This window comes from Streptomyces sp. NPDC091377 (assembly GCF_044757045.1).
Lineage (GTDB): Bacteria > Actinomycetota > Actinomycetes > Streptomycetales > Streptomycetaceae > Streptomyces.
Genome location: NZ_JBIVUE010000032.1, coordinates 1 through 24,410, shown reverse-complemented (window position 1 = coordinate 24,410; position 24,410 = coordinate 1). Strand labels below are relative to the sequence as shown.

21 protein-coding genes, 1 pseudogene and 1 riboswitch are annotated in these 24,410 nt (G+C 70.6%); of the genes and pseudogenes, 10 read left to right on the top strand and 12 right to left on the bottom strand.

Going from position 1 to position 24,410, the window contains the following annotated elements; genetic code table 11:
* Positions 1 to 109: 109 nt before the first annotated feature.
* The 5 genes from ACIQNG_RS37635 to thrC all read right to left on the bottom strand — a co-directional run bounded on the left by ACIQNG_RS37635 (position 110) and on the right by thrC (position 5,752).
* The gene (locus ACIQNG_RS37635; protein ID WP_401491542.1) at positions 110 to 994 is read right to left on the bottom strand and encodes a metallophosphoesterase; all 885 of its coding nucleotides are present in this window, start codon (positions 992 to 994) and stop codon (positions 110 to 112) included.
* Between the two features lie 395 nt (positions 995 to 1,389).
* Entirely contained in the window at positions 1,390 to 3,012 is a 1,623-nt protein-coding gene (gene groL / locus ACIQNG_RS37630) for a chaperonin GroEL (RefSeq protein ID WP_401428167.1), read from the bottom strand.
* 493 nt (positions 3,013 to 3,505) lie between these two features.
* The gene (locus ACIQNG_RS37625; protein WP_004986573.1) at positions 3,506 to 3,709 is read right to left on the bottom strand and encodes a cold-shock protein; all 204 of its coding nucleotides are present in this window, start codon (positions 3,707 to 3,709) and stop codon (positions 3,506 to 3,508) included.
* 398 nt (positions 3,710 to 4,107) lie between these two features.
* The gene (locus tag ACIQNG_RS37620) at positions 4,108 to 4,383 is read right to left on the bottom strand and encodes a MoaD/ThiS family protein (RefSeq protein ID WP_401491539.1); all 276 of its coding nucleotides are present in this window, start codon (positions 4,381 to 4,383) and stop codon (positions 4,108 to 4,110) included.
* 79 nt (positions 4,384 to 4,462) lie between these two features.
* Positions 4,463 to 5,752, bottom strand: a complete 1,290-nt coding sequence (thrC, locus tag ACIQNG_RS37615; protein ID WP_401491537.1) for a threonine synthase — start codon at positions 5,750 to 5,752, stop codon at positions 4,463 to 4,465.
* Between the two features lie 18 nt (positions 5,753 to 5,770).
* Positions 5,771 to 5,928, bottom strand: a riboswitch (SAM riboswitch).
* Positions 5,929 to 6,121: 193 nt separating this feature from the next.
* Here thrC and ACIQNG_RS37610 point away from each other — a divergent pair.
* On the top strand, positions 6,122 to 7,066 hold the full coding sequence (locus ACIQNG_RS37610) for a glucosyl-3-phosphoglycerate synthase (protein ID WP_401428161.1): 945 nt from the start codon (positions 6,122 to 6,124) through the stop codon (positions 7,064 to 7,066).
* A gap of 128 nt (positions 7,067 to 7,194) precedes the next feature.
* Entirely contained in the window at positions 7,195 to 8,592 is a 1,398-nt protein-coding gene (locus ACIQNG_RS37605; RefSeq protein WP_401491535.1) for a trehalose-6-phosphate synthase, read from the top strand.
* A gap of 617 nt (positions 8,593 to 9,209) precedes the next feature.
* On the opposite strand, the gene otsB is transcribed toward ACIQNG_RS37605, so the two are convergent.
* The 3 genes from otsB to ACIQNG_RS37590 form a co-directional block, all read right to left on the bottom strand.
* Positions 9,210 to 10,067, bottom strand: a complete 858-nt coding sequence (otsB, locus tag ACIQNG_RS37600; RefSeq protein WP_401491533.1) for a trehalose-phosphatase — start codon at positions 10,065 to 10,067, stop codon at positions 9,210 to 9,212.
* 55 nt (positions 10,068 to 10,122) lie between these two features.
* Positions 10,123 to 10,434 (bottom strand): DUF3263 domain-containing protein, encoded by a 312-nt coding sequence (locus tag ACIQNG_RS37595; RefSeq protein ID WP_401491531.1) that lies wholly within the window; start codon positions 10,432 to 10,434, stop codon positions 10,123 to 10,125.
* Between the two features lie 77 nt (positions 10,435 to 10,511).
* On the bottom strand, positions 10,512 to 11,747 hold the full coding sequence (locus ACIQNG_RS37590) for an extracellular solute-binding protein (protein ID WP_401491529.1): 1,236 nt from the start codon (positions 11,745 to 11,747) through the stop codon (positions 10,512 to 10,514).
* A gap of 138 nt (positions 11,748 to 11,885) precedes the next feature.
* Here ACIQNG_RS37590 and ACIQNG_RS37585 point away from each other — a divergent pair, with 138 nt between their 5' ends.
* The 3 genes from ACIQNG_RS37585 (at position 11,886) to ACIQNG_RS37575 (ending at position 15,096) form a co-directional block, all read left to right on the top strand.
* The gene (locus ACIQNG_RS37585; RefSeq protein ID WP_401428151.1) at positions 11,886 to 12,827 is read left to right on the top strand and encodes an ROK family protein; all 942 of its coding nucleotides are present in this window, start codon (positions 11,886 to 11,888) and stop codon (positions 12,825 to 12,827) included.
* The gene (gene nagA / locus ACIQNG_RS37580) at positions 12,824 to 14,068 is read left to right on the top strand and encodes an N-acetylglucosamine-6-phosphate deacetylase (RefSeq protein ID WP_401428149.1); all 1,245 of its coding nucleotides are present in this window, start codon (positions 12,824 to 12,826) and stop codon (positions 14,066 to 14,068) included. The genes ACIQNG_RS37585 and nagA overlap by 4 nt, the downstream gene beginning before the upstream one ends.
* 98 nt (positions 14,069 to 14,166) lie before the next feature.
* The gene (locus tag ACIQNG_RS37575) at positions 14,167 to 15,096 is read left to right on the top strand and encodes a 1-phosphofructokinase family hexose kinase (RefSeq protein WP_401491526.1); all 930 of its coding nucleotides are present in this window, start codon (positions 14,167 to 14,169) and stop codon (positions 15,094 to 15,096) included.
* A gap of 126 nt (positions 15,097 to 15,222) precedes the next feature.
* Here the strand turns inward: ACIQNG_RS37575 and ACIQNG_RS37570 are convergent, their stop codons facing one another.
* Together ACIQNG_RS37570 and cdgB are read right to left on the bottom strand one after the other, a co-directional pair.
* Positions 15,223 to 16,179 carry a CBM35 domain-containing protein gene (locus ACIQNG_RS37570; protein ID WP_401491524.1) on the bottom strand — a complete coding sequence of 319 codons (957 nt, stop codon included), beginning with the start codon at positions 16,177 to 16,179 and terminating at the stop codon, positions 15,223 to 15,225.
* A 121-nt stretch (positions 16,180 to 16,300) separates the two neighbouring features.
* The gene (gene cdgB, locus ACIQNG_RS37565; protein WP_401491522.1) at positions 16,301 to 17,965 is read right to left on the bottom strand and encodes a diguanylate cyclase CdgB; all 1,665 of its coding nucleotides are present in this window, start codon (positions 17,963 to 17,965) and stop codon (positions 16,301 to 16,303) included.
* A 445-nt stretch (positions 17,966 to 18,410) separates the two neighbouring features.
* Here cdgB and ACIQNG_RS37560 point away from each other — a divergent pair, with 445 nt between their 5' ends.
* Complete coding sequence (locus ACIQNG_RS37560) at positions 18,411 to 18,929, top strand: flavin reductase family protein (RefSeq protein ID WP_401428141.1); 519 nt, start codon at positions 18,411 to 18,413, stop codon at positions 18,927 to 18,929.
* A 204-nt stretch (positions 18,930 to 19,133) separates the two neighbouring features.
* Positions 19,134 to 19,568: pseudogene (locus ACIQNG_RS37555) on the top strand (GNAT family N-acetyltransferase); the annotation flags it as partial.
* 56 nt (positions 19,569 to 19,624) lie between these two features.
* Here ACIQNG_RS37555 and ACIQNG_RS37550 read toward each other — a convergent pair.
* Both ACIQNG_RS37550 and arfB read right to left on the bottom strand, forming a co-directional pair.
* A complete protein-coding gene (locus ACIQNG_RS37550) occupies positions 19,625 to 20,524 on the bottom strand; it encodes a sigma-70 family RNA polymerase sigma factor (RefSeq protein ID WP_401491520.1) in 900 nt (299 codons plus the stop codon).
* Positions 20,525 to 20,627: 103 nt separating this feature from the next.
* Positions 20,628 to 21,062 (bottom strand): alternative ribosome rescue aminoacyl-tRNA hydrolase ArfB, encoded by a 435-nt coding sequence (arfB, locus tag ACIQNG_RS37545; protein ID WP_401491518.1) that lies wholly within the window; start codon positions 21,060 to 21,062, stop codon positions 20,628 to 20,630.
* A 226-nt stretch (positions 21,063 to 21,288) separates the two neighbouring features.
* Between arfB and ACIQNG_RS37540 the strand changes: the two genes are divergently transcribed.
* The 3 genes from ACIQNG_RS37540 (at position 21,289) to ACIQNG_RS37530 (ending at position 24,295) form a co-directional block, all read left to right on the top strand.
* Entirely contained in the window at positions 21,289 to 21,864 is a 576-nt protein-coding gene (locus ACIQNG_RS37540) for a TerD family protein (protein ID WP_401428133.1), read from the top strand.
* Positions 21,865 to 22,599: 735 nt separating this feature from the next.
* Complete coding sequence (locus ACIQNG_RS37535) at positions 22,600 to 23,814, top strand: helix-turn-helix domain-containing protein (protein ID WP_401428131.1); 1,215 nt, start codon at positions 22,600 to 22,602, stop codon at positions 23,812 to 23,814.
* 142 nt (positions 23,815 to 23,956) lie between these two features.
* Positions 23,957 to 24,295, top strand: a complete 339-nt coding sequence (locus ACIQNG_RS37530) for a hypothetical protein (protein ID WP_401491515.1) — start codon at positions 23,957 to 23,959, stop codon at positions 24,293 to 24,295.
* Positions 24,296 to 24,410 lie beyond the last annotated feature (115 nt).

The following is a 24,410-nucleotide window of genomic DNA, read 5'->3' as shown; positions in this document are numbered from 1 at the left end:
GGCATCACACGGCGAGTGATTGACTTAGGCAACGATAAGCCGATTGATTGAGTTACTCAAGAAATACGGGTCGGCGCGGGTCGCCGCGGGTCGCCGCGGGTCGCCGCGGTCAGCGGATCCGGCCCCGTGTCTCGATGAACTCCGCCACCTGGTCCTCGTCCATCTCGTACATCGTCTCGTGGGCCCGCGGGTCACGGGCGTGCAGCGTGTGGAAGAGGGCGCCCGCCGCCCCGCCCACCTCGACCAGGGAGGCGGACGCGCCGCGCACCACGCGGTCGGTGCCGGGCGGGGCGGTCAGATCGACCCGGCTGACCACGCCCGGACCGACCCAGACCGGGATACCGGCCAGCAGCCCGAGCAACTGGAGGTGGTAGTGCCCGGTGAGCACGGCCCGTACGTCGCTGCCGCGCAGCACCTCCGCCAGCGCCGGCGAGTTGCGCAGCCCGAAGGCGCGCTGGAGGTCGACGTCCATGGCGATCGGGGGGTGGTGCAGGGCGAGGACCGTGCCGCGGTCGCCGTTGGTGCGCAACAGGTCGTTCAGCCAGTCGAGCTGGGCGTCGGTGAGCCCGCCGTAGATCTCCCCCGGCATCAGCGAGTCCAGGGTGATGATCCGGTATCCGCGCACGACGCTCACGGCGGCGATCTCACCGCCGGGCGAGGAGAGCGCGGCGGTGGCGTACTCCGCGCCGTCGGCCCCCAGATGCCCGCTGCCCAGCACCTTGCCGAAGGAGTCCCGGTCGTCGTGGTTGCCGGTGGTGAAGATCGCCGGCACCCCGAGCCCCGCGGCGAACCCCCCGATCAACTCCCGCGCGACCGCGTACGACTCCACCGCCCCGTCGTCTGCGATGTCCCCGGTGACCAGGACCATGTCGACGCCGCGCTGATGTCGCAGTTCGTCAAGGAAGAGGCGCAACGTCCCGGTGGCGTCCACACCGTGCCGGTTGGGTCCGGGGGTCCGCTCCAGATGGGTGTCGGAAAGTTGGAGGATCCGCATGCCCCGCACGCTAGCGCCAGTCACCCCCCAAACCCACAAGAACCCAAGAAACCCCTGCTTTTAGGGGCCGCCAACCCACCCACACCCAGGCAACCCCCTGCCGTCAGGGGCGCGAGGAACCGCGCACAGAGCCCTATCCCACCCACACCCGAGCAACCCCCCGCCTCCAGGGGCGCGAGGAACCGCGCACAGAGCCCTATCCCACCCACACCCGAGCAACCCCCCGCCGTCAGGGGCGCGAGGAACCGCGCACAGAGCCCTATCCCACCCACACCCAACACCCAACACCCACCCCACCCCACCCCGCCCCCCCCGAACGCCAAAGGGCGGCATCTCCTGGTCCCCCAGAAGACACCGCCCTCGGCACAAGCAGGACGCCGACCGACAGAAGCCGATCAGAAGTCCATGTCACCACCCGGCATCCCGCCACCGGCAGGCGCAGCGGCCTTCTCCGGCTTGTCGGCGATGACAGCCTCGGTGGTCAGGAACAGCGCAGCGATCGACGCGGCGTTCTGCAGCGCGGACCGCGTCACCTTCGCCGGGTCGATGATGCCCTCGGCGATCATGTCCACGTATTCACCGGTCGCGGCGTTCAGACCGTGACCCGGGGTGAGGTTGCGGACCTTCTCCACCACGACGCCACCCTCAAGGCCGGCGTTGACGGAGATCTGCTTCAGCGGGGCCTCCAGGGCGAGCTTCACGGCGGCGGCACCCGTCGCCTCGTCACCCTCCAGCTCCAGCTTCTCGAAGACCGACGACGCCTGGAGCAGGGCCACGCCACCACCGGCGACGATGCCCTCCTCGACGGCCGCCTTGGCGTTGCGCACGGCGTCCTCGATGCGGTGCTTGCGCTCCTTGAGCTCGACCTCGGTCGCGGCACCGGCCTTGATGACCGCCACGCCGCCCGCGAGCTTGGCCAGGCGCTCCTGGAGTTTCTCGCGGTCGTAGTCCGAGTCGGAGTTCTCGATCTCGGCGCGGATCTGGTTGACCCGGCCGGCGACCTGCTCGGAGGAGCCGGCGCCGTCGACGATCGTGGTCTCGTCCTTGGTGATGACGACCTTGCGGGCACGGCCCAGGAGGTCCAGGGTCGTGTTCTCCAGCTTGAGGCCGACCTCCTCGGAGATCACCTCGCCGCCGGTGAGGATCGCGATGTCGTTCAGCATCGCCTTGCGGCGGTCACCGAAGCCCGGCGCCTTGACCGCGACGGACTTGAAGGTGCCGCGGATCTTGTTGACGACCAGGGTCGACAGGGCCTCGCCCTCGACGTCCTCGGCGATGATCAGCAGCGGCTTGCCCGACTGCATGACCTTCTCCAGGAGCGGGAGCAGGTCCTTGACGTTGGAGATCTTGGAGTTCGCGATGAGGATGTACGGGTCCTCCAGCGACGCCTCCATGCGCTCCATGTCGGTGGCGAAGTAGGCGGAGATGTAGCCCTTGTCGAAGCGCATGCCCTCCGTCAGCTCAAGCTCCAGACCGAAGGTCTGGGACTCCTCGACGGTGATGACGCCTTCCTTGCCGACCTTGTCCATGGCCTCGGCGATCAGCTCGCCGATCTGGGTGTCGGCGGCGGAGATGGAGGCCGTGGAGGCGATCTGCTCCTTGGTCTCGACCTCCTTGGCCTGGTCGAGCAGCGCACCGGAGACGGCCTCGACGGCCTTCTCGATACCGCGCTTCAGGGCCATCGGGTTGGCGCCCGCGGCGACGTTGCGCAGACCCTCCTTGACCAGGGCCTGGGCGAGGACGGTGGCCGTCGTCGTACCGTCACCGGCGACGTCGTCCGTCTTCTTCGCCACTTCCTTGACCAGCTCGGCGCCGATCTTCTCGTACGGGTCTTCGAGCTCGATCTCCTTGGCGATGGACACACCATCGTTGGTGATCGTGGGGGCGCCCCACTTCTTCTCGAGGACGACGTTACGGCCCTTGGGGCCGAGGGTGACCTTGACGGCGTCGGCGAGCTGGTTCATCCCGCGCTCAAGGCCGCGCCGCGCCTCCTCGTCGAACGCGATGATCTTGGCCATGTGAAGTGGTCCCTCCAGGACTGGGGGTGATTCTTCGGACCGCGCCCGCGCCCGCGACGGACGGCTCGCCTGCCTCGTGGTTCCTTGCCCCACCCGGCTTGCGGCCTCACCGACCCGGTCCTTCGTTGTCACTCTCACCTTCAGAGTGCTAACGCCAATGATTAGCACTCGACCATGCCGAGTGCAAGCGGCTACCGAAGGTCTCACCCCCGGCTCAGCCGTACGCGAACGACCGGACCCGCCCGGGTCCGCCCGGCCCCCACCGGTGCGGACCTGCACGGACCGAGCCGGACGGAGCCGGACGGAGCCGGACCGAGGCCGGTGGGGCCGGCCCGGGGCAGCCGGAGCCGAAGGAGGCGACCCGATCCGGACGGAGCCCGCAGCCCGCAGCCCGAAGCGCGAAGCCCGGAGCCCGGAGCCCGGTGGAGACGGCCCGGGACAGATGGAAGGGCCCGCACCCCCGAGAGGGTGCGGGCCCTTCCTGTAGAAATGTTCAGGCGGTGACGCGAACCATGTCGGCCTGCGGGCCTTTCTGGCCCTGCGAGATCTCGAACTCGACCCGCTGGCCCTCTTCCAGGGTGCGGTAGCCGTCCATCTGAATCGCGCTGTAGTGGACGAAGACGTCCGCACCACCGTCGACCGCGATGAAGCCGTACCCCTTCTCCGCGTTGAACCACTTGACGGTGCCCTGAGCCATGCCTAACTCCCCTATTACTGGCCCTTGCACAGATCCACACTTCGCGGACCCGGGTCAGACCTCACCCCCCGATCGGTGGGGGCGTGCGCCGGAACGCGTCGACCGCGGCTGAATGTATCTGTCCAACTGCCGTCTGCAACAGGTCAATCGGACGAGAAATCCAGGCAGCACCGGTCGGGAATATACGGAGAATTCAGAGGACTTCGGGGCAAGTCGGGCCGGGCAAAGGGCGCATAAGGCATAAAAGGGCCGCCGACTTTGGCTACTTCTCGTTGCTTCCCGACCGCATGCAGATGCGAAGACGCTCCGCGCTTCCCCAACTCTACCGTGCTCAACCATGCAGAATTGCCCCCTCCGTTTCTCTTACGGAGGGGGCAATTCACAGCACGCTCGGTGACTCAGCCACCGGCGACGGCGGGAATGATCGAGACGCCGGCGCCGTCCGGGGTGGCGGTCTCCAGGCCCTGCTCGAAGCGGACGTCGTCGTCGTTGACGTAGACGTTCACGAAGCGCCGGAGCTTGCCCTGGTCGTCCAGGACCCGGGCGGCGATCCCGGTGTGGTTCTTCTCCAGGTCCGCGATGACCTCACCGAGGTTGGCCCCGGCGGCGGAGACCTCGGCCTTCCCGTCGGTGTAGGTCCGCAGGATGGTAGGGATACGAACGGTGACGCTCACGATGTGACCTCCGGTCAGGGTGCTCGCCCCCGGCAGGGGCGCGGGACGGATGAAGGCAGGGCCCGAGGGCCCGTCGGCCCTAGCCCAGTCCGGCCTCGCGGAACGAGTCCAGGCTGGGCCGGATGGTCGCGGTCAGCCCGGTGTCGGCGACGGCGTCCAGCGTCTTGAGTCCGTCCCCGGTGTTCAGCACGACCGTGGTCAGCGAGGGGTCGAGCAGACCGTTCTCGATCAGCTTCCTCGTCACACCGACCGTCACCCCGCCCGCCGTCTCGGCGAAGATCCCCTCGGTCCGGGCGAGCAGCCGGATCGCGTCCACGACCTGCTCGTCCGTCACGTCCTCCACCGCGCCACCGGTACGGCGGGCGATGTCCAGGACGTAGGGGCCGTCCGCCGGGTTGCCGATGGCCAGCGACTTGGCGATGGTGTTCGGCTTCTGCGGGCGCACCACGTCGTGCCCGGCCTTGAACGCGGCCGACACCGGTGAGCAGCCCTCGGCCTGCGCGCCGAAGATCTTGTAGGGCCGGTCCTCGACCAGACCCAGGGCGATCAGCTCCTTGAGCCCCTTGTCGATCTTCGTGAGCTGGGAGCCGGAGGCGATCGGCACCACGAGCTGGTCGGGCAGCCGCCAGCCGAGCTGCTCGCAGATCTCGTACGCCAGGGTCTTGGAACCCTCGGCGTAGTAGGGCCGCAGATTGACGTTGACGAAGCCCCAGCCCTCGCCGGCCGGGTCGCCGATCAGCTCGGAGCAGAAGCGGTTGACGTCGTCGTAGTTGCCCTCGATGCCGACCAGCTCGCCGCCGTAGACCGCGGCCATGACGACCTTGCCCTGCTCCAGGTCGTGCGGGATGAACACACAGGAGCGCAGCCCGGCGCGCGCGGCGGCGGCGCCGACGGCGCCGGCGAGGTTGCCGGTGGAGGAGCAGGACAGGGTGGTGAAGCCGAAGGCGCGGGCCGCTTCCAGGGCCTGCGCGACGACCCGGTCCTTGAAGGAGTGGGTCGGGTTGCCGGAGTCGTCCTTGACGAAGAGGCCGCCGGTGACACCCAGCTCACGGGCGAGGTTGTCGGCCTTGACCAGCTTGGTCCAGCCGGGGTTGAGGTTCGGCTTGTCGGCGACGTCCGCCGGGACCGGGAGCAGCGGGGCGTACCGCCAGATGTTCGCGGGGCCGGCCTCGATCCGCCGGCGCAGTGCCTCGGTGTCGTAGCCCGAGAAATCGTATGCGGTCTCCAGCGGGCCGAAACACTCCTCGCAGGCGAAGACCGGGCCGAGCGGGACGCGGTGGCCGCATTCCCGGCAGGACAGGCCGGAGGCGGGTCCGAGATCGACGGTGGGGGCGGAAGTGCCGTGGTTCGCGACAGTCTGCACAGCCATGTGAGGCGAGGCCCTTTCTCCTCATCTTCCTCACGACGCATCTCGTCGTGAGACGGATTTGGCACCTTCCCGAGCCGGGAGCCTCGCGACGACGATCGTCAGTGATCGGTACGAGACCGGCTGGAGGGTTGCCGGGGCTTCATCGGGCCGTTTCCCTCTGCCCCTCTGGATGAGCTGTATGCGGTTATATGAGCGGTTGTGGATGCTGCGGACCTCCGACATGCGATGGTCATCAGCGTTGTTCAAGACTGTAACCGAAGGCCAGGACAGTTGAGATAGCCGTCCGAACCGCGAGATGGATCACATCCCGCGGTGAGATCCCTGTCATGCGTCCGAGCAGTGATCCGAAACAGTGAGGAGCCACGGACCGTGCTGGAAGAAGTCGAGCGCTGGCTGAGGACCCGCACCTGGTCGTCGTCCGACCGCCCGCTCCACCGTGTTCTGGCCGCCAAGCGCGCGACGGGCCAGACGGTCAGTGTGGTGCTGCCCGCGCTGAACGAGGCGGCGACCGTCGGTGACATCGTCGCCGTGATCCGCCGGGACCTGATGGTCCAGGTGCCGCTCGTGGACGAGATCGTGGTCGTGGACTCGGGCTCCACCGACCGCACCGCCGAGGTGGCCGCCGCCGCGGGGGCCCGGGTGGTGCACCGGGACGCGATCCTGCCGAGGATCCCGGCCGTGCCCGGCAAGGGCGAGGTGCTGTGGCGCTCGCTGCTGGTCACCTCCGGCGACATCGTCTGTTTCATCGACGCCGACCTCAGGGACTTCACCTCCGGATTCGTCTCCGGGATCGTCGGCCCGCTGCTCACCGAGCCCGGGGTCCAGCTGGTCAAGGGGATGTACGACCGTCCGCTCGCCGGCGCGGCCGGGCAGGGCGGCCGGGTCACCGAGCTGATGGCCCGCCCGCTGCTGAATCTGCACTGGCCCCAGCTGGCCGGCTTCGTCCAGCCGCTCGGCGGCGAGTACGCGGCCCGGCGCGCGCTGCTGGAGCGGCTGCCGTTCCCGGTGGGGTACGGGGTGGAGCTGGGCATGCTGGTGGACGCGCTGCACCTGGTCGGTCTGGACGCGCTCGCCCAGGTGGACGTGGGGGTGCGCAAGCACCGGCACCAGGACGGGCAGGCCCTGGGCCGGATGGCCGCCGCGATCTACCGCACCGCCCAGCTCAGGCTGGCCCGCGGCCATCTGGTGCGCCCGGCGATCACCCAGTTCGAGCGGGGCGAGGAGGGCTTCGAGCCGCGGACGTACTCCGTGGACACCGAGGAGCGGCCACCGATGGCCGAGATCGCGGAGTACGCGGCGCGGAAGGTGGCGTGAGGCGGGGCGCCCCGTGCGGGATGCGGCGCTGCGGGTTCCGGTTCCGGTTCCGTTTGCGGCCGGATGCCACGGCGCATGTGCCGGAACCGTACGTTTGAGCGTTTCCGGGGTGGGCTAGGTTCAGGCGTATGGCTGCAACCCTCGGTGCTGCTCGGGTCCTGGTCGCCTCCAACCGCGGCCCCGTCTCCTACGACGTCCGCGACGACGGGACGCTGCACGCCAGACGCGGCGGCGGCGGACTGGTGTCCGGGCTGTCCGCGATCGGGCCGGACACGGAAGCCCTGTGGGTGTGCTCGGCCCTCGGCGAGGGCGACCGGCAGGCCGTACGGCAGGGCGTCGGCGAACCGGGTGTCCGGATGCTGGACATCCCGGCCGAGGTGCACGCCGACGCCTACAACGGCATCGCCAACTCGGTCCTCTGGTTCGTCCACCACATGCTGTACCAGACCCCGCTGGAGCCCGTCTTCGACGCGGAGTTCCGGCGGCAGTGGGCGGCGTACGAGACCTACAACCGGGCCTTCGCCGAGGCGCTCGCGGCGGAGGCGGCCGAGGGCGCGGCGGTCCTGGTCCAGGACTACCACCTGGCGCTGGTGCCGGGCCTGCTGCGCGCGCTCCGCCCCGACCTGCGCATTTCTCACTTCTCCCACACCCCGTGGGCGCCGCCGGAGTACTTCCGGATGCTGCCGCGGGACATCGCCGGGCAACTGCTGCGCGGCATGCTGGGCGCGGACCGGCTGGGCTTTCTGACCCGGCGCTGGGCGGACGCGTTCCGGGCGTGCTGCGAGGAGTTCGCGGGCGGTGCCGGGGAGACCGTGATCGCGGTGCACGGGCTCGGCGCGGACGCCGACTTCCTGCGCCGTCGCGCCCACGAGCCGGACGTGGCCGAGCGCATCACGACCCTGCGCGAGGACATCGGGGCGGGCCGCCGCACGATCGTCCGGGTGGACCGCACCGAACTGTCGAAGAACATCGTGCGCGGGCTGCTCGCCTACGAGGCGCTGCTGGAGTCCCGTCCCGAGTGGCGCGAGCGGGTCGTCCATATGGCGTTCGCCTACCCGTCCCGCCACGATCTCGCGGTGTACCGGGACTACACGGCACAGGTGCGGCGCCGGGCGGAGGCGATCAACGCCCGCTTCGGCACCCCGGGCTGGACGCCGGTGCTCCTGCATGTCGAGGACGACTTCGCCCGCTCCCTCGCCGCGTACCGGCTGGCCGATGTCGCCCTGGTCAACCCCATCCGCGACGGGATGAACCTGGTCGCCAAGGAGGTCCCCGTCGTCTCCGACGAGGGCTGCGTCCTCGTCCTCTCCCAGGAGGCCGGCGCCTGGGAGGAACTCTCCGAGGACGCGCTGGGCGTCAACCCGTACGACGTCGTCGAGACGGCGGAAGCCCTGCACGAGGCCCTGACCATGGGCCGGGATGAGCGGGCGGAACGGACCAAACGCCTCGCGGCAGCGGCCACGGCCCTCCCCCCGGAACGCTGGTTCCTGGACCAACTGGAAGCCCTCACACCACCCAGCACCTGAGCCCGGGCCGGGGGTGACACGACCCGGCGGGGCGGGATGCGGCCCGGCGGGGCGGGGTGCCGCCCGGCGGGGCGGGATGCGGCCCGGCCCGGGCTCAGGTGCCGCCCGGCAGGGCGGGGTGCGGCGGGGTGCCGCCCTGCCCGGCAGGGCGCCGCCCGATACGGCGGGGGTGCCGCCCAGCGCGGCAGGATGCCACCCGGCGCGGCGGGGTGCCTCTCGGCAGGGCAGGGGGTGCCACCCGCCCAGTACGGCGGGATGCGAACCGGCACGGCAGGATGCCGCCCAGCAGGGCGGGATGCCGCCCGGCACGGCGAGATGCGGACCGGCACGGCGGGATGCGGGCCGGTGCGGCGGGGGTGCCGCCCGGCACGGCGGGGGTGCCACCCGCCCAGTACGGCGAGATGCGGACCGGCGCGGCGGGGGTGCCGCCCAGCAGGGCGGGATGCCGCCCGGTGCGGCGGGGTGCCGCCCGATACGGCGAGGGCGCCGCCCGGCGCGGCGGGGATGCCGCCCGGCGCGGCGCGAGGCCGCCCGGCGCGGCAGGGTGCCGCCGTGGCCCGCCCATGCGCCCACCCGTGCCGCCCCGCGGCGCGACCGCCCAGACCCGCCGCGCCCCCTCAGCCGCCGCCGACGCTCTCCGCCAGTCCCGTGAGCAGTCGGACCACTCCCTCCGGTCCTTCCACCACCACATCCGCCTGTTCCCGCAGCCGCGTGACCTCGTCGCTCCCGCTGCACACCAGCACCCCCGGCACCCCTTCGCCGCGCAGTGTCTCCACCGCCGCGTAGGCGGGAAGGTCTCCGAGGTCGTCCCCGGCGTACAGCACGGACCCGGCGCCCACCCCGCGGACGTACTCGCGCAGGGCCACTCCCTTGTCCATCCCGGGAGGGCGCAGCTCAAGGACGTAGCGCCCCGGCTCCACGATCAGCCCGTGCCGTGTGGCGAGGTCGCCCAGCGGTTCCCGCAGCGCCTCGAACGCCCCCTGCGGATCGGCCGCCCGCCGGGTGTGGACGGCCACCGCGCGCCCCTTGTCCTCGACCCACGCGCCGTCCACGTCCCGCACCAGTACGGGCAGTTCGGCCCGGGCCGCCGCCACTCCGGGGGGCGGGGGCGGTGCCGTGACCTCTCCGCTGGCCGCGTCCCAGCGTTCGGCGCCGTAGTGGCCGAGAACCACCAGATGACCAAGACCGGCCACTCCCGCGAAGCCTCCGTACCGCACCGCGACCTCGGCCGGACGTCCGGTGATCACCACCACGGACGCCACCTTCGGGGCCAGCGCGGCCAGCGCCGGCACCGCGTCCGGATGCGCCCGCGCCTGCTCGGGGTCCGGCACGATCGGCGCGAGCGTGCCGTCGAAGTCGAGCGCGATCACCGCCTTCCCGGGCCCGGCGAGCAGAGCCTCAAGTCCGTCGCGACCGGCCTGTGTCACCGGTGTCGGCACGTGGTTCGCGTACGCGTCACTCCCGTGGCTGCCCATGCCAGGACCCTATCCACATCCACGGCACCGCACCCCCGCCACAACCGCCGTGCCGTCAGCGCTCCGCGCGCCGGGACTGCCGGACCCGTCTGAGCCGGTTCACCGTTACCGGGTCGTGCTCCAGTGCCCGCTCGTCGTCCAGCAGCGCGTTCAGCACTTGGTAGTAGCGGACCGGGGACATGCCCAGCTCCTCCCGTATCGCCCGCTCCTTCGCGCCCGGTCCGGGAAAACCCCGGCGCTCCAGGGCCAGGATCCCGCGCTCCCGGCTCCCCAGCGGCTCCCGTCCCCGTTCCTGCCCCCGTCCCTGTTCCTGCCCCCGTTCCCGTCCCTGTTCCTCTTCCCGTCCCTGTTCCTGTTTCCCTTCCATGGAAAAACCGTAGCCGCCACCACTGACAACGGGTCCGGGCACACCGCCCGGACCCGCCCCGCCGAAGCCGCTCTCCGCTACCGCGTCGTCCCGCTCTCGGCGTTCGTCGCCGTCGCCTGGAGATCGCCCAGCACCGTCGACGGGCTGCCGCCCGACGCCACCGCCGCGCCGATCTTCTCCTTGACCCCGGCGCTGACCGTCGCCCAGGAGGTCTTGTCCACCGGGTACAGCTCGGACAGGACCAGTTCGTCGAGGAACGGCTTGAGGTCGGCGTCCTCCTCGGCGCCGCTCATCGTCTCGGAGGCGGAGTTGGTCACCGGCAGCAGGTTGTACTGGCGGGAGAAACCGAGCACGTTCTGCTCGCTGTAGACGAAGTCGAGGAACTCCCCGGACTCGTCGCGGTTGCCGTTCTCCTTGAAGGCCATCATCCAGTCGGCGACGCCCATGGTGGCCTTGGCCTTCCCGTTGACTCCGGGCACCGGGACCATCCCGAAGTCGACGTCCTTCTCGGACGCCATGGTCATCAGCGAGGGATGGCCGTTGAGCATCCCGACCTCGCCCGCCGCGAACGCCTCGAACGCGTCCGCGCGGTCGAGGTCGCCCGGCGCGACCGGTCCGGTGAGGCCCTCGCCGACGAGTTCGTCGCGCAGCCAGGTGAAGGTCTCGACGTTCTGCGGGGCGTCGATGCCGTAGGTGCCGACGTTGTCGAGATAGCCGCCGCCCCCGCTGAGCAGCCACTGCATGGTCTCGGCCTGGGCCTCCTCGGCGCCCAGGGGCAGCGCGTACGGGTACTTCACCCCCGCGGTCTTCAGCGCCTTCGCGGCCTCGGCCAGCTCCGCCCAGGTGGTGGGCGGGGTGACGCCGGCCTCCTCGAAGAGGGTCTTGTTGTAGAAGAGCAGCCGGGTGGAGGCGGCGAAGGGCATCCCGTACTGGACGCCGTTGACCTGTCCGGCGGAGGCGAGCTGGTCGGCGAAGTCGGCCTGGGCGGATATGGAGATGAGGTCGCCGGCCTCGTAGAGCAGTTCCTTGTCGGCGTAGTCGGCGTACGCGCCGATCTGCGCGAGGTCCGGGGCGTTCCCGGCGTCGACCATCTCCTTGACCTCGCGGTCGACGTCGGTCCAGGGCAGGACGGTGACCTCGACCTGGACGTCGGGGTGGTCGGCCTCGTAGCGTTCGACCAGATCCGTCCAGTACTTCTTGGAGCTGTTGGCCTCGCTGTCGCCGTAGTCGGCGGCGACGAGTCTCAGGGTGACGTCCCCGGAGTCGCCGGCCCCGCAGCCGCTGAGGGCCGCTGTCAGGCCGAGGGCTGACATCACCGCGATCATTGCCGTTCTGCGTCGTCGCACCGCTCCGGCCCCGCCCTCTCGTTTGCTCGTTAGGTTAACGAATTATGGTCTACACCACGTGAATGGACTAGACCTCTCTTGGGTCAACGGGTCACACTGTCCCACGTGAGACACGTCATCGCCCTCGATGTGGGCGGCACCGGGATGAAAGCCGCCCTGGTCGGCGCGGACGGCACGCTTCTGCACCGGGCCCGCCGGGCGACAGGGCGCGAGCGGGGACCGGACGCGGTCGTCGAGGACATCCTCGACTTCGCCGCCGAACTGCGCGCGCACGGCGAGGAGCGGTACGGCGAACCCGCCCGCGCCGCCGGGGTCGTAGTGCCCGGCATCGTCGACGAGGCGGAGGGCATCGCCGCCTACGCGGCCAACCTCGGCTGGCGTGACGTCCCCCTGCGGGCCCTGCTCCATGACCGGCTCGGGGTCCCCGTCGCCCTCGGCCACGACGTGCGCACCGGCGGACTCGCCGAGGGCCGGATCGGCGCGGGGCGCGGTGCGGACCGTTTCCTCTTCGTACCGCTCGGCACCGGGATAGCGGGCGCCATCGGCATCGACGGCCGGGTGGAGGCCGGCGCCCACGGCTTCGCGGGCGAGATCGGCCATGTCGTCGTACGCCCCGGCGGCACCCCCTGCCCGTGCGGGCAGCGCGGCTGTCTGGAGCGGTACGCGTCCGCGTCGGCGGTCAGCGAGGCATGGGCGACGACCGGCGGCGACCCGGAGGCGGACGCCGCCGACTGCGCCAAGGCCGTCGAGTCCGGCGACCCACGGGCCACCGCCGTCTGGCAGGAGGCGGTCGACGCGCTCGCCGACGGCCTGGTCACCGCGCTGACCCTGCTGGATCCGCGCACCCTGATCATCGGTGGCGGGCTCGCCGAGGCCGGGGAAACGTTGTTCTCACCGCTGCGGGACGCCGTCGCGCAGCGGGTCACTTTCCAGAGACTGCCGTCGATCGTCCCGGCGGCGCTGGGCGACACGGCCGGGTGCCTGGGCGCCGGTCTGCTGGCCTGGGATCTCCTCAACCACACGGACCGTACGGAGGAACCGACGTGACGGCATCTCCCGCAGGGGCGCGGGACACTGCGCGACCCGCCCCCACCCACCCGCAGCCGCCGCACGGCGACTCGGTCCTCACCGGTGCCCGTGTCGTGCTGCCGACCGGGGTGGTCGACGCCGGCGAGGTGACCGTCCGGGGTGAGCGCATCGCCGCGAGCGGACCGCGGACCCCGGGCGGTCCGGAGGGCCGGGTGCACCCGGAGGGCGCGCACGTCGTCGACGTGAGCGGCCACTGGCTGGTCCCCGGCTTCGTGGACCTTCACAACCACGGTGGCGGCGGCGCCTCCTTCACCTCCGGCACGGTCGAGGACGTCCTCCGGGGCATCCACACCCACCGGCTGCACGGCACCACCACCCTGGTCGCCTCCACCGTCACCGGCGAGATGGACTTCCTCGCCCACCGCGCGGGCCTGCTGTCCGAACTGGCCGAGCAGGGCGATATCGCCGGCATCCACTTCGAGGGCCCCTTCATCTCGCCGTGCCGCAAGGGCGCGCACTCCGAGGAACTGCTGCGCGACCCCGACCCGGCGGACGTGCGCAAGCTGATCGACGCCGCGCGCGGCCGGGCCAGGATGGTCACCCTCGCCACCGAACTGCCGGGCGGTCTGGACTCCGTACGACTGCTCGCCGAGCACGGGGTGATCGCGGCGATCGGGCACACCGACGCGACGTACGAGCAGACCGTCGAGGCCATCGACGCGGGCGCCACCGTCGCCACCCACCTCTTCAACGCCATGCCCGTGCTCGGCCACCGCTCCCCCGGCCCGATCGCGGCGCTCCTGGAGGACGACCGGGTCACCGTCGAGCTGATCAACGACGGCACCCATCTGCACCCGGCCGCCCTGGAACTGGCATTCCGTCACGCGGGCGCGGACCGGGTCGCGTTCATCACCGACGCGATGGACGCGGCCGGCTTCGGCGACGGCCGCTACATGCTCGGCCCGCTGGAGGTCGAGGTCAGCGAGGGCGTGGCCCGGCTGGTCGAGGGCGGCTCCATCGCCGGCTCCACCCTCACCCTGGACCGCGCCTTCAAACGCTCGGTGACGGTCGACCGTCTCTCCGTCGAGGACACCGTCCAGGCCCTGTCCGCCAACCCGGCCCGCCTCCTCGGCCTGTCCGACACCATCGGCTCCCTGGAACCGGGCAAGTACGCCGACCTGGTCCTCCTGGACGACCACTTCGACGTCCGCGGGGTCATGCGCCGGGGCACCTGGGTGACCGCCCCCGAACTCCCCTGAACCGAGCGACAGACCCTAGGCCACGCCCTCGCTCTTTGGCATGATCGTGTCCAGTAGGACAGGGCGAAGCGTGTCGACGGCGGGGGAGGTCGGGCCAGGTGATGGTGACGGTCACCCTGAACACCGCTCTCGACATCACCTACCACGTCCGGTCCCTGCGGGCCCGCGGCTCGCACCGGGTCTCGCGGGTGACCGAGCGGCCGGGCGGCAAGGGCGTCAACGTCGCCCGGGTCCTCGCCGCCCTCGGCCACCCGGTGACGGTCACCGGGTTCGTGGGCGGCCCGACCGGACGCGAGGTGCGCGAACGGCTCGCCGCGACACCCGGGGTGAGCGACGCGCTGGTCCCGGTCGCCGCCGCCACCCGGCGCACCGTCGCCGTCGTGGACGAGAGCACCGGCGACACCACCCGGCTCGACGAACCCGGCCCGCCCATCACACCCCCGGAGTGGTCCGCCTTCCAGCAGACCTACGGGGATCTCCTCGCGTCGGCCTCGGCGGTCGCCCTGTGCGGCAGCCTGCCGCCCGGCGTCCCCGTCGGCGCGTACGCGGGCCTGGTGCGCACGGCGCACGCCGCCGGGGTGCCCGTGCTCCTGGACACCGGCGGCGAACCGTTGCGGCGCGGGGTCGCGGCCCGTCCGGACCTCGTCAAGCCCAACGCGGAGGAACTGGCGGAGCTGACCGGCTCCCACGAACCGCTGCGCGCCACGCAGGACGCCCGCAGACGCGGCGCCCACGCGGTGGTCGCCTCGCTCGGCGCGGAGGGGCTGCTCGCCGTCACCCCGGAGGGCCGCTGGCGGTCCGTCCCGCCGGCCCGGGTCCGGGGCAACCCCACCGGCGCCGGTGACTCGGTGGTCGCGGGACTCCTGTCCGGCCTGGTGGACCGGCTCCCCTGGCCCGAGCGGCTGACCCGCGCGACCGCCCTGGCGGCGGCGACGGTCCTGTCCCCGGCCGCGGGCGAGTTCGATCACACGGCCTACGAGGAGCTGCGCGGCCGGGTGACGGTGACGACGGACGTCAGCGCGGCCTGACCAGGGCACTCAGGGCACTCAGGGCACTCAGGCCACCCCTGGCACCCCCGGCACCCCCGGCACCCCCGGCACCCATGCCGCCGTTACTGCCTCGTGCGGGCTGCCGACGCCCCCCTGCCGGGCGGGCTATCCCTTCCACCCCTCGACCAGCCACACCTGGTCGATCAAGGCGTCGCACTGGTCGCCCTGCTCACAGGAGAGGCGGATGTTGTTCGTGCCCTTGTTCAGCTCGATGTAGTTGTACGTCTTCGTCCAGCCCTTGGTGTAGTCACCCTCGTCGGCACCCGTCCAGTTCTTCAGCTTGACGGGCGCCGAGGACGCCGTGCCGTTCACGGCGAGAGTGGCGCTGCCGTCCTTGCCGGGGACGCTGTAGCCGACGTAGAGGGTGTACTTGCCCTTCTTCGGGATGCCGTTGACCGCCCAGGTGACCGAGGAGCCCACCTGGTTGAAGCCGGTCACATAGACGCCGCCGTCCGCCTGGGCGCCCTCGACGTCCGAGGCGAGCGCGGCCGAGCCGCCGAGCTGGAGGGCCTTGGCGTCGATGGTCGGAAGGTCCGCCTCCGCGTCCTCGCTCTTCTCCGCCGACGGACTGGGCTCGCCGGGCTCCTGCTCCTGCGTCGGCGCGGAGTCGGCCTGGTTCTCGTCGCCCGACTGGTCGTCGCCCCCGCCCAGCATGGCCACGCCGATACCGATCACCACGGCCGCGACGACCGCGACGGCGCCGATCAGCAGGCCCTTGGTGTTGGGGCCGCGCCCCCGGCCGCCACCGTCCGCGCCGCGCGCCGACTGCTGCGGGGCCGTCGGGGCGCCTCCGCTGCCCGGAAAGGTCTCGGGGGCCGCGTAGTGGGCGCTGGGCTGCCCGTAGGCGCCCTGCTGCTGGGGGACCTGACCGTAGGCCGGGGCGGCGGGCGGCGCCTGCTGACCGTACTGGCGCTCGCCGACCGCACGCATTCTGTTGACCGAGTTCGGATAGCCATAGCCACCGGACGGCGGCTGGGCGCCGTTCGCCTGCCCGTCGGCGTAGAGGTAGCCGAACGGGTCGTCGTCCTCGGGCGTGCTCGCGCCGTTGTTGCCGGGCGTCATCCCTTGGTACTCCTCAACAGGTGCGAAAGGAAAGCGGTGTACGGGGTCAGAAGGGCGAGCCTACCCCCATCACCTGGCCCAAACAGGTGACTCCCACCGCATCTGCTCGCTGACCTGCGGATCAGCCCGCCCGTCGATGTTGTTTGGGACGAGATCGTTTCTCGACGTACATCCGTTCGTCAGCCGACTTCAGGACTTCGTCCGCCGTCATCCCGCAGTGGGCCCAGCCGATGCCGAAACTGGCCCCCACCCGGACGGCCCGGCCCTCGGCCCGGATCGGCTGGATGATCTCGTTGCGCAGCCGTACGGCGAGATCCTGGGCGTCGGCGCGGCCGAGCCCGTCGGCGAGGATCACGAACTCGTCCCCGCCGAGCCGGGCCACCGTGTCCCCGTCCCGCACCCCCCGGCTGAGCCGGCGCGCGACCTCGATGAGAACGGCGTCGCCCGCGTTGTGCCCGAACCTGTCGTTGATCGACTTGAAGCCGTCGAGGTCGCAGAAGAGCACCGCGAGGCCCTTGGTGCCGTCGTCCTGCTCGCTCTCCGGGGCGGACGTGTGCACATGGTGGTCGTAGGCGTCGTAGGTCTCGGCCGCGTCCGGCCGGTAGTCGAATCCATGGCCGTTGGCGTCGTGGGCGGCCTGGCCGTAGGCGGCGTCCATCGCGTCGACCGCGCCCGGGTGGGTGGACTGCGGGCGGCTGCACAGCCGGGCGGAGAGCCGGGAGCGCAGCTCGGCGGAGTTCGGCAGCCCGGTCAGCGCGTCGTGGGAGGCGCGGTGGGCGAGCTGCAGCTCGCGGCGCTTGCGCTCCTCTATGTCCTCGACATGGGTCAGCAGGAAGCGCGGCCCGTCGGCGGCGTCCGCGACCACGCTGTTGCGCAGCGAGACCCAGACGAACGAGCCGTCGCGGCGGCCCAGCCGCAGTTCCGCGCGCCCGCCCTCGGCGGAGGTCCGCAGCAGGGTGCCGATGTCCTCGGGGTGGACCAGGTCGGAGAAGGAGTAGCGGCGCATCGCGGACGCCTGGCGGCTGAGCAGCCGACACAGGGCGTCATTGCTGCGCAGGATGCGTCCGTGCTGGTCACCGCCCATCTCGGCGATGGCCATCCCGGACGGGGCGTACTCGAACGCCTGCCGGAAACTCTCCTCGCTGGCCCGCAGCGCCTGCTGCTCGCGCTCCAGCCGGACCAGTGCCCGCTGCATATTCGCGCGTAGACGTGCGTTGCTGATGGCGATGGCCGCCTGGAACGCGTACATCTGGAGCGCCTCGCGGCCCCAGGCGCCGGGCCGGCGGCCGTTGCGCGGGCGGTCCACGGACAGGACGCCGATCAGCTCGCCGGAGGAACGGCCGCCCTGGGCGCCCGGCGCGTACATCGGGGCGAAGAGGCGGTCGGCCGGGTGCCACTCGTCCTCGAAGCGGGGCTCCGGGCCCTCGGTGTACCACTGGGGGACGTCGTCGTCGTCCAGCACCCAGCCCTCGGTGTGCGGTATGAACACCAGGTTGCCCCAGGTCTCGCCCATGTTCAGCCGGCGCTCCCAGGAGACGCGGGAGCCGACCCGGCCGGTGATCAGGGCCTCGGCGGCGGGATTGCCGGAGAAGGCGGCGACGACGAGGTCGCCGTCGGGGCGGACCAGGTTCACACACGCCAGTTCGTACCCCAGAGCGCTGACGACTCCGTCCGCGACCGTCTGCAGGGTGTCCGCCAGGCTGCGGGCCGTGTTCATGTCGGCCATGACCTGGTGCAGTTGTCGCAGGGACGCGAGACGGACGTAGGGCTCCGACTCGGTCTCCATGCTCGCCCTCCCCCCGAGACCTCGAAGCGATTCAAGGGCTGTCTTCGGCTACTCCTTCAGCTTCCGCCACTGAATCACAGCGCGCTGCCCACCCGGTACACAGGGTCAACAATTAGTCGGCCTTGTGACTCAAGTCACAGCGAAACCTGAACAATTGCGTGAGGTTTCCCGCGTTTACCTGTGGTTTTACCGAACGCAAACTTTGTGACCGTGTGGGCATATGCGCAGGTCCTAGGACCTGACCTCGGTCCCCTCTCGGGCCGAGGTCCGATGCGGGGGCCGTCCGCCGGAGGCTAGCGTGCTCGTCGTGCAGAACTCCGCTCCCTCCGCCTCCCCGGCCGTGTCCCCGCCCCCGTCCACGACCGCTCGCGCGGCAGCGCCCGCGGCCCCGGCGGCGCCCTCCCGCGGCCCCGTTACGACGGGTGACGGCGGGCATGCTGAGGGGGTGAGCAACGACGAGTTCCGCGCCGCCATGGCCCGGTTCGCGGCCGGGGTGGTCCTGGTGACCGCCCAGGAGCCGCCGCTGGACCCGGACGATCCGCAGGCCCCGATCGGCGAGGACGTCGGCATGACGGCCACCGCCTTCATGTCCGTCTCGCTGGATCCGCCGCTGGTGCTGGTGAGCCTGCGCGAGGGCTCCCGCATGGACGACCTGCTCGCCGAACAGCCCCTGTGGGCGGTCTCCGTCCTCGCCGAGAGCCAGCGGCACATCGCCGGCCGCTTCGCGATGAAGGGCCGCATCAGCGACCGCCTGCTCTTCGAGGACATCCCCTACGTCCGCGGCGGGGCGTCCGGCGCCCCGCTGGTCGGCGGCGCGCTCGCCACGCTGGAGTGCCGGACGGAGGAGCGGGTGACGGCGGGCGATCACACCCTGGTCATCGGCCGGGTCCTGACCGCGGATCTGCCGAGCGCGGAGGGCAGGCCGTTGGCGTACTTCCGGGGGCGGTACCGGAATCTGGGGTGAGGTGGGGGGTGCAGGGGTGTGGGGGCGGTGCTTGAGGGGGGCGGGCGCGGTGGGCGGGGAGGGCGCGGAGAATCGTTTCACCGATGGGCTGGGGCCGCCTGGCGTGCGCGGGTGAGCACCTCCGGCGACGACGCCCCGACGGCGAACGCCCCTGACCCGACCTCCGATCGGGTACCCGCCCTCGTCCCCGAACCGGCCCTCGAAGTGATAACACCCGCGAACATCGAGGCCGCGACGGCCCTCAAGGTCCGCCCGGACCAGGAACACGCGGTCTCGCCGGTCGCGGAGTCCCTCGCGCAGGCGTACGTCCGTCCCGAGGTCGCCCGGCCCCGGCTGATCGTGGACGGCGGCCGGCCCGTGGGCTTCCTCATGGCCTTCCCGGACATCGACTGGCACGGCGACGGCACCCTGTACCGCTCCGGCCTGTGGCGGCTGAACATCGCGGCCGGGGAGCAGGGCCGGGGCTACGGGAGGTTCGCGGTGGAGTCCGTCGCCGCCGAACTGCGCCGCCGCGGCACCGACCGGCTGTACGTCACCTGGCACCCCGGTCCGACCGGCCCCGGCGCCTTCTGCACCCGGCTCGGCTTCGAGGCGACCGACGAGACGAGCGGCGGCGAGACGGTGGGGGTGCTGAACCTGAGGCACCCGTTGCCTGACGCCTCACGCCTCACGCCTCACGTCGGACGTCCGACGTCTCAGACCAGTTCCACGGCAAGGGCCGCCAGCCGTTCGGGCTCGCTGACGATCTCGATGACGGCGATGCGGTCGCCGACGAAGGTGAAGGAGAGGGTCCGCAGCGGCTGTCCGGAGTCGGAGAGGACGGCGATGCCGGTGGCTCCGTCGACGTAGGCGTGCCGGATGATCCCCGCGGCGGGGCCCGCGCTGGAGGCGCCGCGGGCGACCGCCACGGCACCGGCGTTGACGCCGGTCCCGGTGCGGGCCACCACGTCCGGGTCGAGTACGGCGAGCAGCCCGTCGAAGTCGCCCTCCCGCGCGGCGGTCAGGAACGCCTGGACGACCGCCCGCTGCCGTACGAGGTCGCCGTCCGGCTCCGGCGCGCCCCGTACCCGGCGCCGGGCGCGGCTGGCGAGTTGCCGTACGGCCGTCGGCGTACGGTCCACGATGACGGCGACGTCGTCGTACGGCACGGCGAACATGTCGTGCAGCACGAACGCCAGCCGCTCGGCCGGGGTGAGGGTCTCCAGGACGACGAGCAGCGCGGCGCCCACCGAGTCGGCGAGCAGGGCGTCCTGCTCCGGGTCGGTGGGCGCGGCGGGTGCGGGCATCCCGGCGTCGAGGGAGGCGTCGAGGGAGTCCTCGGCGCGGGAGTTGCGGGAGCGCAGCATGTCCAGGCAGAGCCGTCCGGTGACGGTGGTCAGCCAGCCGCCGAGGTTGTCGATGCGGGCGGTGTCGCTACGGCTGTAGCGCAGCCAGGTCTCCTGGACCGCGTCGTCGGCTTCGGCGAGCGAGCCGAGGATGCGGTGGGCGACGGAGCGCAGGCGTCCGCGGTGCGCTTCGAAGCGCTGGGCCCGTTCGGCGAGGTGGGTGTGGTCGGCGGGGTGGGTGTGGTCGGCGGGGTGGGCGTGGTCGGCCATGCGCGGTGCCACCGTCCTTGTGCGTTGCCAGGTCTCACCTGGGTGACGTACGGGCGGCGCGGGATGTGACAGGCGGGTGGCGGTGCGGCGGGGGGAGGGGGGCTCAGCCCCAGCCCTGGCCGGAGCGTCCGCGCTTGGTGTCGGAGCGCTGCTTCTTCTCCCGGAGCCGGCGTTCGTTGATCCTGCGGGGGACGCGGGTGGGGCGGCGGGGCTTGGGCGGGGGCGCGGTGGCCTCGGCGAGGAGTGCGGCGAGCCGTACGGCGGCGGTCTCGCGGTTGCGCCACTGGGAGCGGTGCTCGGAGGCGCGTACGGAGACGACACCGTCGATGAGCCGCCCGGTGTCGGCGAGCCGTTCCAGGGCGCGTCGCTTCCAGACGTCGGGGAGGGCGTCGGTGGCGGCGAGGTCGAAGCGGAGTTCGACCTGGGTGTCGGTGGTGTTGACGTGCTGCCCGCCGGGCCCGGAGGACCTGGAGAATCGCCAGACCAGCTCGGCCTCGGGCAGCGAGACGGAGCCACGGATGACGTAGGGACCGGACATGACTCCTATGTTCCCGGTGATGAGGGGTTCACGTCATGCGAATTTCGGCGGTTCCGGGGGAGGCGGACGGATGGGTCGGGCGCGGTACGGCCAGGCGGAGGGTAAAGAAAGTAAAGCGGTGGGGAACCTGTGGCACCCCTCTCCGCGTTCATAGGGGTACATGTAGCTTCGTGCTTACGAAGCCGCAGAGGCATAGCGCACGTATCGAGGGAAGGAACTCCCGACCATGGCTGTAAGCCTGTCCAAGGGTGGCAACGTCTCGCTCACCAAGGAGGCACCGGGCCTGACGGCCGTCACCGTGGGCCTCGGCTGGGACGTCCGTACCACCACCGGTACCGACTTCGACCTCGACGCGTCCGCGATCGCGGTCAACCCGCAGAGCAAGGTCTACTCGGACGCCCACTTCGTCTTCTTCAACAACAAGCAGACCCCGGACAACACGATCGTCCACACGGGCGACAACCTGACGGGTGAGGGCGAGGGCGACGACGAGCAGATCAACGTCAACCTGGCCGCGCTCCCGGCCGACGTCGACAAGATCGTCTTCCCGGTCTCGATCTACGACGCGGAGAACCGCTCGCAGAACTTCGGCCAGGTCCGGAACGCGTACATCCGCATCCTGAACCAGGCCGGCGGCACGGAGATCGCCCGCTACGACCTCTCGGAGGACGCGGCCACCGAGACCGCCATGGTCTTCGGCGAGCTGTACCGCAACGGCGCCGAGTGGAAGTTCCGCGCCGTGGGCCAGGGCTACGCCTCGGGCCTCGCGGGCATCGCCCAGGACTTCGGCGTCAACGTCTGACACCGACTTCCGGCCTGACGAACCGGACGACACCGGCAACCCGCCTGTCACCCGGCTCAGCCGAGCACCGCCAAGGACCCCCTGACTACGGTCGGGGGGTCCTTGGCGTGGGGGCGAGGTGGGGGGGAGGCTGGGGGTGAGGTTGTCGGGGCGGGTGACGGGTGCGCGGGGACTATGCCCCGATCAGTGGGGCCGACGAGGGCTGAGGGGGTACCCCGGCGGGCGCGGGCGATCGCGACCCCGGGGACCACCCCCGCGTGCGCGGGGACCACGTGACGGACCTGGGGAAGATCTCGCGCGACTGGGGACCACCCCCGCGTGCGCGGGGACCACAGGAGTTGACCTGGGGGTTTGCCCGTGGGAAGGGTCGATTTTACCTGCTTTACCAAACTCCGACCTGACGGGTATTTGGGGTGTATCACCTTCGGTTGTCCTCACGGGCAACGACCGTTGGTGCGAGTGCACTCCCTTCCATGTGTCAAGTTGCACTAGACACCCCTTAGTGCGGTAGGGCGTTTACGCAGGTCAGGCACCTGCCATGCACTCAAGGGGTGGTTGTATTCGCACAGCAGGGCCCGACCGGCGCGTTGTGGCCGCACGAGCCGGCGGCACCGTGCGGGCGGCGGCTACCGGGATGTGCGAGCGCGACGGCCCAGCCGGACCGAGGACAAGTGCCGTTCCTGCCACCTTCGTTGGGGGTACCGTTCTATTGGGCGGGAAGAACGGAGGGCTCGAATGGTTCACGGTACCGATGATCGGATCGGCGCACGCATCGCGTCATATCGGAAATTGGCTGGATACACCCAGCGAGAGTTCGCCGAAATAGCGTATCTGTCTCTCGGTTCGGTCCGGAAGGTCGAGCGCGGCGAACGGCTACCCACTCACGGATATCTGATCGCGTCAGCTCGAACTCTCGGCGTTTCGGTAGAAGAACTCAGCGGTCAACCCTTTCGCGGCGAGAGTCAACCAAACGAGCGCGTACATGCCCCAATTCAAGGAATCCGCGCGGCGGTGCGGCATTACGATTTGCCCGCCGACTGGTATTCACGGTCAAGGTCGTTGCGTGAATTGACATCAGATGTCCGTACCGCTTCAGAACATCGCGCCGCAGCTCGATACGCGCGGCTAGGTGCAATGCTGCCGGGGCTTCTTGAAGAGCTTGCGTCAGCCGTGCATTTGACCACAGGAAGTGAAAAGAAGTGCGCCGCCCGACTCCTGGCCTCTTCGTATTATATGGCACACGGTCTCGCCTTGCGGCTGGGTTATCGAGATCTCATTGGCCAACTGGAAGACCGAATGCGTTGGGCCGCTGACCTTTCGCATGACCCACTCATGCGCGCCCTTGCAGAGTGGACCCGTTCATACTCCTTCGACGCGTTCGGTGATTACAACGGAGGGTTGCGCGTTCTTGCTGCCGCACGACAGGAACTAATGGAGGCGCAACCGGCACCCACACCAGAACGCCTCACACTCATAGGGAGTCTTCACCTCCGAGAGTCAACCATTGCATCTCTGGCGAGAAACAAAGACGCAATGAAGTATCACATCATCAAGGCTTCAGGAATCGCCGAAGAACTCCCAGGGAGGGAAGATCACCTGCACTATCACATGACATTTGGGTCGGTGAATGTCGTGGTACATGATGTGGCCGCATTGGTGGAACTCAAGAGACCTGCTGAAGCAGTCAAGAAGGCTGAGGGGCTGCAATTCCCCAAAGGTATGGCGCGGACCAGGCAAGGGCATCACTATGTGGCGGTGGCTCGCGCATATCTGGACCTAGACCGCAAGGACGAATCTCTACGGCACTTGAAGAAAGCGCGAAAAATCGCTCCCGAGCAAACAAAATTTCACCCAACTGCGCGCGAGACCGCGAGACTGCTCACAACGAAGTACAGGCGAACCACAGAGGAATTGCGTTCCATGAGTTCCTGGTTCGGCGTCGGCACCTGAGTCAAGCAGATCTGCAACCGGAGGTACCCCAGCATGGGGTACTTCCGGTTTGTCGTTGTCGGCACTCTGAGGTGAGGACCAAGGACCCCCGCGACCGTGCAACCGGTCCGGGGGCGTGGCCAACCTGAGAGAGCAGGTCAACATGGTGAAGCTTATCCACACGTTCGTACGGCTGCTGCTGGACCTCTTAGCGCCCGGTACGGGCAAGCGGCGGGCGTCCGTTCGTCCGGCCCTCGACGCCCCCGTGCGGTGGCTGGACGCGCCGCGTCCGGATGCCGCACGGGTTCGTGTGCCCCGTTCGCCCTACGGTCTGCACGAGCCGCTCGACGGCACGGGTACGGCCCTCATCCGCCCCTACCTGATCGCCGCCGAACGAGAGCGCGAGCAGCGGCAACGACGGCGGACTGTCCTCGTACTCGCCACTGACTTCGGCATCGACCTGGACCTCCACGTCATCGGCGCGAGGGGGGCCGTGCGATGAGCGGGCCCACCGGAGAGGGACACCGGTCGGCGGAGTGCGCGCTGGCTGCCGCGCGGCCGGAGTACGAGCGCCTGCATGACGACTGCCGACAGACGAAGGACGTGCCGCTGCCCCA